The sequence below is a fragment of the Pseudomonas sp. genome (assembly GCF_036404235.1).
GTDB lineage: Bacteria > Pseudomonadota > Gammaproteobacteria > Pseudomonadales > Pseudomonadaceae > Aquipseudomonas.
This window is the reverse complement of record NZ_DASWOT010000163.1, coordinates 13,097-26,589: the sequence shown is the minus strand read 5'-3', so window position 1 is coordinate 26,589 and position 13,493 is coordinate 13,097. Positions and strand designations below refer to the sequence as shown.

Below are 13,493 nucleotides of genomic sequence, written 5' to 3'. Positions count from 1 at the left end.
CTAAGCACAGGCGTCGGCGCCGCTGAAGTGTTCAGAGACGGGTTATTGGCCCAATGAGGCATTGAGCCATGTGTTCAGATCGGCCACTTCGGTGCCGCTGATGCTATGCCCTACCCCCGGATAAGAATGAAACGCTGGCAAGACGGCCAGGTTTTCCAGCACCACACGCGCATCCGTTGCGCCGGTGTAGGCCACTCGGGTGTCGGCTGTGCCATGCCCGATGAACACCTTCAAGCCCTTGAGCCGATCATCGGGTTTGAGCCGGGCATTCAAGGCTGAAAGAATCTTGCCACTGAGCGCCGCGATGCCCCGCAGCAGTTGCGGATGCTGCAGGCCAATCTGGTAGGTCATCATCGCGCCCTGGCTGAAACCGATCAGGATTACCTTGTCGGGCTGGGTGCCGTACTTGTTCGTGGCCTGCTCGATGAATTGAGTGAGCAGCGTGGTGCTGGCGTCGACATCGCGGGTCACACCCTCGTAGTCGGCGACGTTAGTGTCCTGGCTGAACCACTTGTAGCCACCGCCATCGACCTCCAGCGGCGCGCGTACAGAGAGGTAGGTGTAATCGGGGGACAGGTCGTCCTTGATGCCAAACAGATCGCGTTCGTCACTGCCGTAGCCGTGCAGGAAAATCACCAGCGGTTTGTCTTTGGAATCGACCGGCGCCGCAGCGAGGTAAGGCAAGGCGAGATCGGTGAGCAAGGCAGGCTGGGCATGGGCCAGACCTGAAAACACGCACAACAGCGCGGCGAAGAACTTCATCATTACGACAGGGCCTCTGAAAAAAACGACGGGCCCATCATACCCAGCATGACTCAGATGTCAGCCCGCAATTGACCCAGAGTTGCTGTCGCAAAGCTGTCGGTAATACAGATTATGGGCGCCGGACAATCATTCGATCACCACCTGCAAGCGCACCGCGACGGTGCAACGCCCTGTCAACGTGCGCAGAACTCAGCTTTGCGCGCCGATTACACCGCGTGCCTGAGCTTGTCCTCGCCCACGAAACGATTCATTCGACTCAATGAGTGAATCAAGCCAACCGAAATCGAGTCACTCGCCCAGCACCACACGAGCGAATGTGGCAAAACCATGCAGGGGCAAACTGATTCAGTTGAATCATTTCAATTTTTTCTGGCACATCTGTTGCAAATTCACTGGCATCTTCCGCTTTCTTTCATGGCGATGCCGATGGACCGAGACTTACTTTGCGCGCAACTAAAGCAGCAGTTCGACACCTTCCCCAGGCAAGAACGTACCGCTGCCAGTTTCATTCTGGATAACTCCCACGAAGTGGCAGTGATGTCCATGCGTGACCTGGCGCGCTTGGCCAATGTGCCTCCATCGACCATGACCCGCCTAGCCAAGCGGGTCGGCCTGTCCGGTTACGACGAGCTGCGGGAATTGTTCATTGCCTCCTTGCGCGGCAACAACGCCTATGGCCCGCGCGCCCATGGCCTGGTCCAACTCAAGCAACGTGTCGGCGAACATCAAGTGATCGAAGACATGGCCAATAACGCCATCGAACAGATCCAGTCGATGTGCAATCCGGAAAACCTCGATTCAATCTCGCGCGCCGTGGCCCTACTGGCGGGTGCACGGCAGGTGTATTGCCTGGGCATGCGCTCGTCGTTCGGTGTGGCGTTTCAGTTTTCCCACGTCGCGTCGTATTTCGCGAAGAACGTGCGCCTGGTCGAAGGCGCGGGCGAAAGCGGCGTGATGTCGATCATCAACCAGACCAGCCCCAAAGACGTGGCGCTGGTGTGCAGCTTGCCACGCTATTCGCGGCGCCTGATAACCCTGACCAATTATCTGCACCAGCAAGGCGTGCGGATCATCGCCATCACCGACAGCGTCACCTCGCCCACCGCGCGCCTTGCAGCGCAAACCATCATCGTGAAGAACCAGACGCCATCGTTCTACGACACCATCGTACCGGCCATGTTGGTCAGCGAAATGCTGGTGGCATTGATGTCAGCCCACTCCAATCAAGACGCCGAAGCGTCAGTCACCCACACCGAAGAAAAACTGCTGGGCCTTGGCGAATGGTGGGACCTGGACTGAACACCCTCCTCCGTTCCCGCACCTGTTTTCGAACCTTTAGATGTTTAACCATCGGAGCACCACCATGAACCTTAACCCGTGCAAGCCTGTTACCAGAACGCTGATCGTGGCGGGACTCTGCGCCCTGTTTTCCAGCACCTTCGTCCACGCGGGCGATGCGCTGGACCACATCTTGAAAAGTAAAGAACTACGTGTCGCAGTACCAGTGGACTACCCACCTTACGGCTATGTCGGCCCGGACATGGCGCCACAAGGCCTGGACATTGATGTGGCCAAGTTGATGGCCGACAAGCTGGGGGTAAAACTTGAACTGGTACCTGTCACCGCGCCTAACCGAGTGGCTTATATTCAATCGGGTAAAGCCGATTTCACCATCTCCTCGCTGGGCAAAACACCCGAACGCGAGAAAGTGATCGACTACAGCATTGCCTACTCGCCGTTCTTCGACGCTGTGTTTGGTGCAGCGGCGTTGCCGGTTAAATCTCTGGCCGACATGGCAGGCAAGACCGTTTCGGTGACGCGTGGATCGATGCAGGACCGCGAGCTGACTGACTCGGCACCCGAGGCTGTGACCAAGCGTTTCGAAGACAACAACAGCACTATTTCTGCATTCCTCTCCGGGCAGACACAGATGGTCGCCATCGGCACCACGGTTGCCGCTTCGCTGAAGCAGAAAAACCCGAACATGGACATCGAGTTGAAAGCGGTACTGTCCAACGCCCCCAACTACATCGGCATGAACAAGGATCAACCTGAACTGCGCGCCAGGGTGAACGAGATCATTCGTGCAGCCAAGGCCGATGGAACACTGGACGCCATTTGTCAGAAATGGCTGGGTGCCCCGGCTGGCGAGCTGCCGGAATAATGATGAGCACGCTCACGCCCACCCTGGTCGAGCTGGCGCGCTGGAGTGCGAGGGTTCGATTGGCCGACATTCCGCCGCCGGTACAACACGCCGCCAAACGCTGCCTGATCGATACGCTCGGGGTCGCGCTGGCAGGCAGTGCCAGCGACGTTGCCAAACAGGCACGAACGGTCAGTCTCGCCGTCAGTGCCACGGGATACTCCGTATTGCTGGGCCATGCACAATGGCTCAGTGCGCCAGCAGCGGCCTTCGTCAACGCGACTGCCGGACACGCGTTGGACTTTGACGACAACTGCTATCCCGGAGTCGTCCACGGATCGGTGGTCATCATGCCAGCCGTCCTGGCTGTGGCGCAGATGCGTGACCTTAACGGTGCGGCGCTGCTGACGGCGTTCGTGGTCGGGTCGGAATGTGAATACGCACTGGCCAAAGCGCTGACTCGACAGCTCTATGAACGCCGGTGGTGGACCACGGGTTTGCTGGGTGTGGTGGGTGCCTGCGCTGCTGCGTGCCATGCTTTGGGGCTCAATGCCGAGCGCACGGCATCAGCGCTGGGTATTGCACTGTCCAGCACCGGGGCCATGAAAGCCTGCTTCGGTACTGACGCCAAGGCGCTGATGGCTGGGCGCACCAGTGAGACCGGCGTTATCGCCGCCTTGCTGGCCGAACAGGGCGGTCGCGGACCGGTGGATATCGTCGAACATGCCAATGGCCTGGCTGCGATGTTCAATGCGGGTGTACTCAAGGCCTTGCCGCCGCCGGGGCAGAATTGGAGCCTGCTTGACCCCGGCGTCGACATCAAGCGCATACCGCTTTGCCTGTCGTCCCATGCCGCCGTGGATGCGCTAAAGGACATACTCAAGGACGGCGCGGTGGCAGTCGAGGATATCGCCGAAATCATCTGCGACGTCCCCCCTATCGTGATCCAGAACCTGACCCATGATGCGCCCACCCAGCGCCAGCAAGCGCAATTCAGCATGCCCTTCGCCATGGCCGCGACCTGTTTGCTGGACGAGATCACCTTGGAAACACTGGCCGAAACAACGATCAATCGGCCGGACCTGCAACTGCTGATGCAGCGCGTACACAAGGTCAGCAGTGAGCGCTGGGACAGCGAACGGCTTGACTGCGCACCTGAAGGGGCGTGGGTCAAGGTGATCCGCAACGACGGCAGCAGTGTCGAGCGCTTTTGCGCGATGCCGCTTGGCTCGGCGATCAACCCACTGTCGCAAGCGCAACTGCATGACAAATTCATGCAATGCACGACGCGGGTCATGTCCGCCACCCACGCACAAACCCTGTTTGAACGGCTAGAGCAACTCGAACGGCTGACTCGCGCTCGCGACCTGCTGCCTCACTTACATTCGGTGGAACAGAGCGCCTCATGACATTGGATTTTTCCGCAGTACTCACACAGTGGCCGCTGCTGCTCGATGGCATGTTGCTGACCGTGTTTCTGACTCTGTTTTCAGCGGTGTTCGGCACAGCGCTGGGCATCGCCTGCGGGCTGATCCGCAGCAAAGGCCCGAACTGGGCACGCTGGGTGGTGGGCCTGTATGTGGAACTGATCCGCAATACGCCGTTCATCATTCAGCTGTTTTTCATCTTCTTCGGGCTGCCCGGTCTGGGCTTGAAAATGACCGCGCTGACAGCCGCAATTCTGGCCAACGTGGTCAACCTCGCGGCGTATGTCAGCGAGATCGCTCGCTCCGGCATCGAAGCCACGCCAGACGGACAGATCGAGGCAGCACAGAGCCTGGCGCTGGATCGCTGGCAGATATTCTCGCGGGTGATTTTGCCGCCCGCGTTGAAACGGGTCTGGCCTTCGCTGGTCGGGCAGATGGTCATCATCATGCTCGGCTCGGCGGTGTGCAGCCAGATTTCCACCGAAGAGCTGACCTACGCAGCCAACCAGATCGCCAGTAACTCGTTCCGTAATTTCGAAACCTACATCGTGGTGGCAGGCATTTATTTGCTGCTCGCTGTCGCCCTGCGCCGCCTGCTGAACTGGGTCGGTCCGCGCTTCATCTTCGGTCGTTGAGGAATAACCCATGTTCGAATTTACGCTGTGGGACATCGCCCGGAACTTGCTGCTGGCGATGCGCTGGACCATCGGCCTGTCGCTGATCGCGTTCATTGGCGGTGGACTGGTTGGCGCGTTGTTGGTCGTGTTGCGCCTGACCGGCAACCGCCTGGTGCGCGGGCTGGTGATGCTTTACGTGCAGCTGTTTCAGGGCACACCGCTGCTGTTGCAGCTGTTTCTGGTGTATTTCGGCCTCGCCATGTTCGGCGTTCAAACCACCCCACTGGTCGCTGCATCGGTGTGCCTGACCCTATACGCCAGCGCCTACCTTACCGAGATCTGGCGCGGCGGTATCGAGTCCATCCACCGCGGTCAATGGGAAGCGTCCAGCAGCCTGGCACTGAGTTTCAGCGAGCAGCTGCGCTACGTGATTCTGCCCCAGGCGTTACGCGCCGGCATCGCGCCCACCGTCGGCTTCATGGTGCAAGTGGTCAAGGCCACAGCGCTGACCTCAGTGATCGGTTTCGTCGAGATGACCCGCGCCGGGCAGATCATCACCAACGCCACGTTCCAACCCTTCTTCATCTATGGCTCGGTCGCGCTGATGTACTTCGCCTTGTGCTTTCCGCTGTCGTGGTACAGCCGTGTACTTGAACAGAAACTTCGCCGCTAGAGGCTTGCCAATATGAATCCGTCCCACACTCACGACCTCAACCCCGGCTTTGCATTGATAGACATTCGCGGCTTGCGCAAGCGCTTTGGCGACAACGAAGTGCTCAAAGGCGTCGACCTACAGATCGCCCGCAAGGAAGTGGTCTGCATCATCGGCAAGAGCGGTTCGGGCAAAAGCACGCTGCTGCGCTGCCTGAACGGGCTTGAGCAATTCCAGGAAGGCAGCGTCGCCGTCGATGGCCAGTTGCTTCGCCAGGACGACCGCCAGGCCATGCGCGAACTGCGGCAAAACGTTGGCATGATTTTCCAGGGTTTCAATCTGTTCCCGCACTTGAGCGCCGGGCAAAACGTGATGCTCGCCCCGCGCCTGGTGCAGAAAACGTCCAGCGCCGATGCCGAACGGCATGCCCGCAAATTATTGGAGCGCGTCGGATTAGGCGAACGCTTCGATGCCTTCCCTGATCAACTGTCCGGCGGCCAGCAGCAACGTGTCGCGATTGCTCGTTCACTGGCGATGAACCCGCAAGTCTTGCTCTGCGACGAGATCACTTCAGCCCTGGACCCGGAGCTGGTCGGCGAAGTGCTGCAAGTCGTCGAGGGGCTCGCTAAAGAGGGTATGACGCTGATCATGGTCACCCACGAAATGGCCTTCGCACGCCGAGTCAGCGACCGGGTGATCTTCATGCACCAAGGCCAGGTCCACGAGGCCGGCGATCCCGAAACCCTATTCAGCCACCCGAAAACCGCTGAGCTGCGCCGTTTCCTGTCCATGGAAAATTGATCGCCCAGCCCGCGTTTTCACTCTTTTGCTCTACTTCACACTGCCCATTCAGGAGACACCATGGATTTCCCGTTGACCGTACCCCCGTCGAAAAAACACCAGAGCTTCCTGTGGTCGCCGATCTGCACCGACCTGGACACCCTCGACGCTCACGTGGCAATTATCGGCATGCCTTTCGGCAAGGCTTATGTTGCCGAGCACATCAGCAACGACCAGAGCAAAGCACCGGACGCGATTCGCGCCATGAGTGATCGTATTTGCCGCGCCTTGCACCACTATGACTTCGATGTCGGTGGTCCGATCTACGACAACCGTGCGCTGAAAGTCGTCGACTGTGGCAACGTCCCGGCGGACCCGGCAGACCTCAGCAGCCACGGCCTGCGCTCCGAACAAGCAATCCGCAAGATTCTCGATGCCGGCGCCCTGCCTATCGTGCTCGGCGGCGACCACAGCATCCCGATCCCGATCTTGCGTGCCTACGAAGGTCGTGGCCCGATCACGCTGATTCACATCGATGCACATCTGGATTGGCGCGACGAGATTAATGGCGTACGCGACGGCCTTTCCAGCCCCATACGTCGTGCTTCGGAGATGGAGCACATCGGCGAGATCTTCCAGATCGGCTTGCGCGCTCAAGGCAGTGGTCGGCAAGCAGATTTCCAGGCGGCCCTGGATTATGGCGCACATCTGATCACCGCCTACGACGTGCATGACAACGGCATGCAAGCGGTGCTGGACCAGATTCCGGACAACGGCAATTACTACCTGACCATCGACGCCGACGGCCTCGATCCATCGATCATGCCGGGCGTTGCAGGCCCCGCGCTGGGCGGCGTGACCTACGTACAGATACGCAAGCTGATTCACGGCTTGGTGAACAAGGGCAAGGTCGTGGGCATGGACATCGTCGAAATCACCCCCAGCACCGACGTCAACAACATCAGTTGCATCACCGCTGGGCGCCTGATCGTCAACCTGATTGGCGCGGCGGTACGCGCTGATTATTTCGATGCACCGCCGGTGCCAGCCGCCGCTATTTGACGACGTGCATCAAGGCCAGGGATTGGCCCCTCTTACCCATTTTCTTGCTGACTCAACCAGGTTAATCATGCCCACTCATACCCGTATCCGCATGTTCAACACCAAGGACACTTACCCCAACCAAAACCTCGACAACGACCTGTGCCAGGCCGTGCGCGCGGGCAATACCGTTTACGTTCGTGGCCAGTTGGGGACTGACTTCGACGGTAATCTCATCGGCCTGGGCGATGCCGGCGCGCAAGCTGAGCAGGCGATGAAGAACATCAAGCAACTGCTGGAAGAAGCGGGCAGCCAGTTACAGGACATCGTCAAGATCACCATTTACCTAATCGACCCGCGCTACCGCGAAGAGGTGTATTTGGTGGTCGGAAAATGGCTGAAGGGGGTGTTTCCGATCTCCACCGGACTGGTGGTCTCGGCGCTTGGGCAGCCACAATGGCTGATGGAAATCGACGTCATTGCGGTGATTCCCGAATGATAATCGCGCAGGCAGAGGGTGCTTGAATCATCTGCCTGTGCCTAGGGTCTGTGTGAGAGGAGCTTGAGCCTGCACCGTTGTGACGTCATCCGACACGCATAGCCCGCGCTAACCACTCTGTGTGCGAATTGAATTCGCACACAGAATTCCATGGCTGCTGGACACCGCGTGATTTAGTCGGTGAGTTGCGCCAAGCCCAGATGCTCACGCAATGTCGATCCCTCGTAAGCGGTGCGGAACAAGCCTTTGCGTTGCAAATGCGGGATCACGCTTTCGACGAATTCAGTGAACGAGCCTGGCAAGTACGCCGGAGAAATGACAAACCCGTCGCAGCCGCCCTGCACGAACATCTCGGCCAGTTGGTCGGCGATCTGCGCGCCGGTGCCCACCAATTGCGGAACGCGCACGCTGCTGGCAAAGATCCTGCCGAGTTGCTCCAACGTGGTATCGGCGCCCTGCATGAGCAATTTTTCTGCGGCAGCCGGATGAATCAGCGGCGATTTGGCGATTTGCGCCAGCGTCGCCGACAGCGGGAACGACGACAGGTCGACGTTCAACTGTGAGGCCAGCGTTACCAGGCCCAATTCAGGTCGTGCCAATGCGTTGTGTTTATCGCGCTTGGCTCGGGCCTCGGCTTCGCTGCCGCCAATGAATGGCATGACCGCCGTCAACACCTTGCAGTTGTCAGCATTACGTCCCTGTTGCACAACCTGCCCGCGCACATCCTCGCGAAATGCCTGCATCGCTTTCAGGTGCGGGTGAATGGTAAAAATCGCCTCGGCCCAGCGTGCGCCGAAGCGGCGACCGCGTCCCGATGAGCCCGCCTGAATCAACACCGGCCTGCCCTGGGGCGTGCGCGGAACATTCAGTGGGCCTTCGACCTTGAACCATTCGCCCTGGTGCTGCACCGAATGGATCTTCGCCGGGTCGGCCAGGATGCCGTTCTCGCGGTCCAGCTTCAACGCATCGCGCTCCCAGCTGCGCCACAGCTTCAACACCACCTCGACAAACTCATCGGCACGGTCGTAGCGAAGGTCGTGCTCCAGGTGTTTGTCCTTGCCAAACAACCGTCCCTCACTGTCGTTCATGGACGTGACAATGTTCCAGGCGGCGCGCCCCTTGGACAGGTGATCCAGGGTGGCGAACTCGCGAGCGATGTGAGCAGGCTCGTAATACGTGGTCGAGCGCGTGGCGCCAAGCCCCAGCTTGCTGGTCTGGCCGATTAGATAGGAGACAATCGGCAGTGGGTCCAGGCGTGTTGCATCCTGAGCGCCATAGCGCAACGCCAAGTCACGCGAACCGCCCATCTGATCGCCCACGGCGAGGCGATCGGCAAAAAACAGAAAATCAAACAAGCCGTCTTCCACCACTCTGGCCGTGCGGGCGTAGTACTCAGGATCGAGGTAATTGCCGATGGTTTCCGGGTGGCGCCATGCGGCGTGACTATGGATGACCGGGCCTGTGAGCAGGAACGCGGACAAGTGAATTTGGCGGCTCATTGGGTGGCTCCAGTCGAATTACTTGTTGTTGGGCGTCCAGACGGTGATGTCGGAAATCTTCAACGGCTTGGGAATCAGCTTCGCTTGGTAATAGGTGTCGGCAACGCGCTGCTGTTCGGCCAGCTCGCTAACATTGACCGGCACGATGTCGTAGCTGCGGCGCGAGTTAGCCAGCTCCACGGTTTCAGGCGGAATGTTGCCCCACAGCGGCCCAAGTTTTACTGCCGCTTGCTGGGGATTGGCTTTAACCCACTGGCCTTTCTCGCGCAGGGTATCGAACACCACCTGCAGGACTTGCGGGTGGGCCTTGGCAAAACTGGTAGTCGCCAGATAAAACCGGTTGTAGTCGGCAATGCCGTGGGTGCCATCGGCAATTACCCGGACGTTATGTTCACGCTGTTGCGTGGCCAGGAACGGGTCCCAGATTGCCCAGGCATCCACATTGCCGCTGGCGAACGCGGCCACGCCATCCGGCGCTTCAAGATAGCGCGGGGTGATGTCATTGAGGGTCAGTCCGGCCTGCTTGAGCGCAGAAATCAGCAGGAAGTTGCTGCCCGAACCTTTGGAGACCGCCACGGTTTTGCCCTTTAGGTCCGCCACGCTGTGAATCGGCGAATTCTCGGGAACGATGATTGCCTGAGCGCTGGGCGATGGGTTCTCGCGCGCGTAGTAGGTCAGTGGCGCATTGGCCGCCTGGGTAAACAACGCAAACGCATCGGCCACATCGGCATGCAAATCGACACTGCCCGCGTTCAACGCACTGAGCAGGCCGCTGCTGAACTCATGCCAATTGACCTTAAAGCCCAGCGGTTTGAGTCGCTCGTCCAACTGACCGTCGTTTTTCAGCAGTATCCACAACGTCGAGGAGCGTTGATAACCGATGTCGATGGTTTGTTCGGCATGCGCCGTCACAGCCGCCAACAGCAGGCCCGCTGCGACGATGAATTTTCGTAGGGTCATGGCAATCCTTCGGGGGTGCGGAACGTGGGCTCAACAGAAAAAGGCATGAGTGCTGAGATTGAAAGTCGTTTTTATTATAAAAACTAACCACAATTATGAAAGAAACGTATAGATCTAAGCTTATGCCGGTTCTTTCAGGCGTGTGCCATGAAGGTCGTCGCTCGACCGGCCACCGGACGATAACGATTCGAACCGCGTCCTAACGCCCTGTAACACTCCCTATCACCGCAAGGCTTGTTTTGCTGTTAAAAGCGCCTTGGATTTCTTCGCTGATCTGGATTTGTTTTGCCATGAGTCACATGCCCGCCTCATGTTTGCCCGATTCCTGGATCTGGGCTGGCAAACTAGCACCGCCCTCGACGCTGCTTGGCGCGATACCGCGCAAGGAACTGCTGGCCTCGATGCAGGCACATATCGGCGTCCCCCTGACGCTGATGGTGGCGCCAGCCGGATACGGCAAGACGACCCTGCTCATGCAGTGGCGTGACATGTTGCTTGCCAACTCTGCGAAAGCGACCGTGGCGTGGCTGTCCATGGATGAGGCGGATGCCGAACCCAACCGTTTTCTGTCCTGCCTGATCCTGGCGCTGGAGAACGCCGGGCTGGCCCTTGGGCATTTGCCGAGGCTGGCCAGGTCGCAAACCCTGGACGCGCAACAGCAACGCACTGTGTCGGCGCTGTTGCAGATACTGATGCACAACGAACACCCCGTGACCTTGCTGATTGACGATTACAACGCCGCCAGCGATGCGGTCGATGCCATTATGCAAACCCTGCGCGAGCAAGCCGGTCAGCGCTTGCAATTGGTGGTAGCCAGTCGCTCGCGGCCCGCTTGGCCGCTGGCCCGCTGGAAAACCAGAGGCTGGGTGCATGAACTGTCGGCGCGGGAATTGAGCCTATCACTGGACGAAACCGCCAGTATTCTCGGCACCGATGTGGCCCCTGCGGATGTGCGTCATTTGTACGACACCACCGAGGGCTGGGCGGTGGCCGTCCAGTTGGCTCGCCTTTGGCGGGACGGTCGCGAGGGTTCCTTTTACGGGCTCACCTCGTTTTCCGGTCGGGTTGAGGATGTCGCCGAATACCTGGCGGAGCAAATCGTGGCCGGTCTTTCCCAGCCGTGCCAAGCCTTCCTGCTTGAGACCGCCTTGCTGACGCGTTTCAACGCCGAACTGGCCGATACCGTACGCGACCGACACGACAGTCTGCAGATGCTGGAACAACTGACACACCTGCACCCGCTGCTCATTGCTCTGGATGCCGAGCGCCAGTGGTTTCGCTATCACAGCTTGTTGGGTGAGTTCCTCCGTCAGCGGCTGGACACTCGACGCGCCCGCCACATTCATCGCGCAGCAGCGCAGTGCCTGGCAGACGGGGCGGACTGGGTACAGGCGATCAATCATGCGCTCAAGGCTGGCGACACCGCGCTGGCCGTCAGCCTGGTGGTTCGTGCCGGCGGCTGGAGCCTGATATTGCGCCATGGCATTCGCTACACGCAGGCACTGGTGAAACAGTTTGACGAAACGACGCAATGCAGCGAACCCGACCTTCTCCTATTACGCGCCTACCTGCATGCCAAGCTGGGAGACCACGCACTCTGCTCGCAACTGCTGCATCTGGCTGACGCGACAACCCATCGAGACCCGCGTCTGAACCACGATTTTCAGGTCGTGCAAACACTCGCAAGGGCCTATGCCGACCAGTTCGAACAGACCGTCGATGCCCCTCGGGGGCCGTCCTCGTATGTTTCGGCAAACGCGGAGCATGCCTTGGCCCACGCCACCCTGGAGTGTGTACACGCCCTGGCGGCACTGACCCATGGCGAACTGGACTCGGCCCTGCAAACCGTCAGGGCTGCGCGCGTCGAAATGCGTATGGTCTCCAGCCTGCGCGGCGAAAACTTCTGCCGAATTCATGAAGCTCGGGCCTTGGCGCTGGCCGGGCGCGTTGAAGAATCCCGGGATCTGGTCAACGAAACGCTCACCTTCGCCGACGACCACTTCGGCAAGCAAAGCTCGTTGAAAGCGTTGGTCGGCTGCGTCAAGGCGCAACATCACTATTGGCAGGGCGACTGGGCCGAAACAGCGCCGTGGCTGCAAGATGGCTGGGATTCGCTGGAGCATGCCGATGGCTGGCTGGATGTGGTGGTCGCCACGGCCGAAGTCACCTGGCGTGTTGCGCTGCGCGCACAGGGCATGCAGGTCGCATTGCGCGAACTTGAGCACCTGACCCGCCTCGCTACACGGCGCGACTGGCCTCGATTGACCCGCTTGGTCCAGGCCTGGCGCGTTGACGTGCTGGTGCAAAGCGGACAACTGGCACAAGCTCGTCAGGAAGCTGTGGACTGCGACTTACGGAATATGGCGGATCAGCGACAGGATTGGCGAACCCACGAAGCCGCGACATTGGCCCTGACCCGACTGCTCATGACCACGGGCGCATCGAGCGCCGCACTTGCCCGCCTGCAATGCGAAGCCGCGCAACTGCAAGACAAGGGCTTGCATCTGCCGGCGTGGCGCCTGCAATTGATGGCTTTGGCTGCGCAATGCAAGACTGACAAAACCCTTCACGCGCAAGACGTTGTCCGGATTCTCGCCCCGATGACACAACAGACCGTGCCCGGTTTGCTGTTGGAAGTCGGCCCTTGTCTATTGCCAGCGCTGGACACCTGCAAAGACAGCCTCCCGGCACTCAGCAGGATCACAAGCCGCCTGCGTGGCTGGCGCGCGCACCCGGTAAGGCCCAAGGCGCCGCTGAGCGCCAAGGAAACGCGAATCGTGGCGTTGCTCGCCAGCGGCCAGTCGAACAAAACCATTGCCCAAGCGCTGGACATCTCTGCCAACACCGTGAAGTTCCACCTCAAACACATTTTCGCCAAGCTGGCAGTGGACAACCGCGCTGCGGCTATCAGTGCCGCGCTGCGCCAGGGCTTGCTGGATTTGCACGATTAAGGGTTGCGTTGAGCATCACGTCCGGATCACCCCATCGCATTGTCGCCAACCACTTTGTTTCGAGCCGCCCATCACCGATGTCCTTTCGGTGCGCGCTTGTTTGACGGTTCGCTGTAGACCGTCACCACCAATCTACCCATCCGGGTAGTCCGTGGCGCG

Annotated in this window: 12 protein-coding genes; 9 read left to right on the top strand and 3 right to left on the bottom strand. The window is 59.6% G+C overall.

The window, feature by feature from the left end; genetic code table 11:
* Window positions 1-42: 42 nt before the first annotated feature.
* Window positions 43-765, bottom strand: coding sequence for an alpha/beta hydrolase (locus tag VGC62_RS20485; RefSeq protein WP_331188901.1), 723 nt, complete (start codon window positions 763-765; stop codon window positions 43-45).
* Window positions 766-1,191: 426 nt separating this feature from the next.
* Here VGC62_RS20485 and VGC62_RS20480 point away from each other — a divergent pair, with 426 nt between their 5' ends.
* The 8 genes from VGC62_RS20480 to VGC62_RS20445 all read left to right on the top strand — a co-directional run bounded on the left by VGC62_RS20480 (window position 1,192) and on the right by VGC62_RS20445 (window position 7,924).
* Window positions 1,192-2,064: a MurR/RpiR family transcriptional regulator gene (locus VGC62_RS20480; RefSeq protein WP_331188900.1), complete on the top strand. Its 873-nt coding sequence runs from the start codon at window positions 1,192-1,194 to the stop codon at window positions 2,062-2,064.
* A 64-nt stretch (window positions 2,065-2,128) separates the two neighbouring features.
* Window positions 2,129-2,929 (top strand): transporter substrate-binding domain-containing protein, encoded by an 801-nt coding sequence (locus VGC62_RS20475; RefSeq protein WP_331188899.1) that lies wholly within the window; start codon window positions 2,129-2,131, stop codon window positions 2,927-2,929.
* A gap of 2 nt (window positions 2,930-2,931) precedes the next feature.
* Complete coding sequence (locus VGC62_RS20470; RefSeq protein WP_331188898.1) at window positions 2,932-4,317, top strand: MmgE/PrpD family protein; 1,386 nt, start codon at window positions 2,932-2,934, stop codon at window positions 4,315-4,317.
* The gene (locus tag VGC62_RS20465; protein WP_331188897.1) at window positions 4,314-4,970 is read left to right on the top strand and encodes an amino acid ABC transporter permease; all 657 of its coding nucleotides are present in this window, start codon (window positions 4,314-4,316) and stop codon (window positions 4,968-4,970) included. The genes VGC62_RS20470 and VGC62_RS20465 overlap by 4 nt, the downstream gene beginning before the upstream one ends.
* A 10-nt stretch (window positions 4,971-4,980) precedes the next feature.
* On the top strand, window positions 4,981-5,625 hold the full coding sequence (locus VGC62_RS20460; protein ID WP_331188896.1) for an amino acid ABC transporter permease: 645 nt from the start codon (window positions 4,981-4,983) through the stop codon (window positions 5,623-5,625).
* Window positions 5,626-5,637: 12 nt separating this feature from the next.
* Window positions 5,638-6,405: an amino acid ABC transporter ATP-binding protein gene (locus VGC62_RS20455; protein ID WP_331188895.1), complete on the top strand. Its 768-nt coding sequence runs from the start codon at window positions 5,638-5,640 to the stop codon at window positions 6,403-6,405.
* 60 nt (window positions 6,406-6,465) lie between these two features.
* Window positions 6,466-7,446, top strand: a complete 981-nt coding sequence (locus VGC62_RS20450; protein ID WP_331188894.1) for an agmatinase — start codon at window positions 6,466-6,468, stop codon at window positions 7,444-7,446.
* A 67-nt stretch (window positions 7,447-7,513) separates the two neighbouring features.
* Entirely contained in the window at window positions 7,514-7,924 is a 411-nt protein-coding gene (locus tag VGC62_RS20445; RefSeq protein ID WP_331188893.1) for a RidA family protein, read from the top strand.
* 173 nt (window positions 7,925-8,097) lie between these two features.
* Here the strand turns inward: VGC62_RS20445 and VGC62_RS20440 are convergent, their stop codons facing one another.
* Window positions 8,098-9,423: an LLM class flavin-dependent oxidoreductase gene (locus VGC62_RS20440; RefSeq protein WP_331188892.1), complete on the bottom strand. Its 1,326-nt coding sequence runs from the start codon at window positions 9,421-9,423 to the stop codon at window positions 8,098-8,100.
* A gap of 18 nt (window positions 9,424-9,441) precedes the next feature.
* The gene (locus VGC62_RS20435; protein WP_331188891.1) at window positions 9,442-10,383 is read right to left on the bottom strand and encodes an aliphatic sulfonate ABC transporter substrate-binding protein; all 942 of its coding nucleotides are present in this window, start codon (window positions 10,381-10,383) and stop codon (window positions 9,442-9,444) included.
* A 299-nt stretch (window positions 10,384-10,682) separates the two neighbouring features.
* On the opposite strand from VGC62_RS20435, the gene VGC62_RS20430 reads away from it, so the two are divergent.
* Complete coding sequence (locus VGC62_RS20430) at window positions 10,683-13,334, top strand: LuxR C-terminal-related transcriptional regulator (protein ID WP_331188890.1); 2,652 nt, start codon at window positions 10,683-10,685, stop codon at window positions 13,332-13,334.
* The last annotated feature ends 159 nt before the right edge of the window (window positions 13,335-13,493 follow it).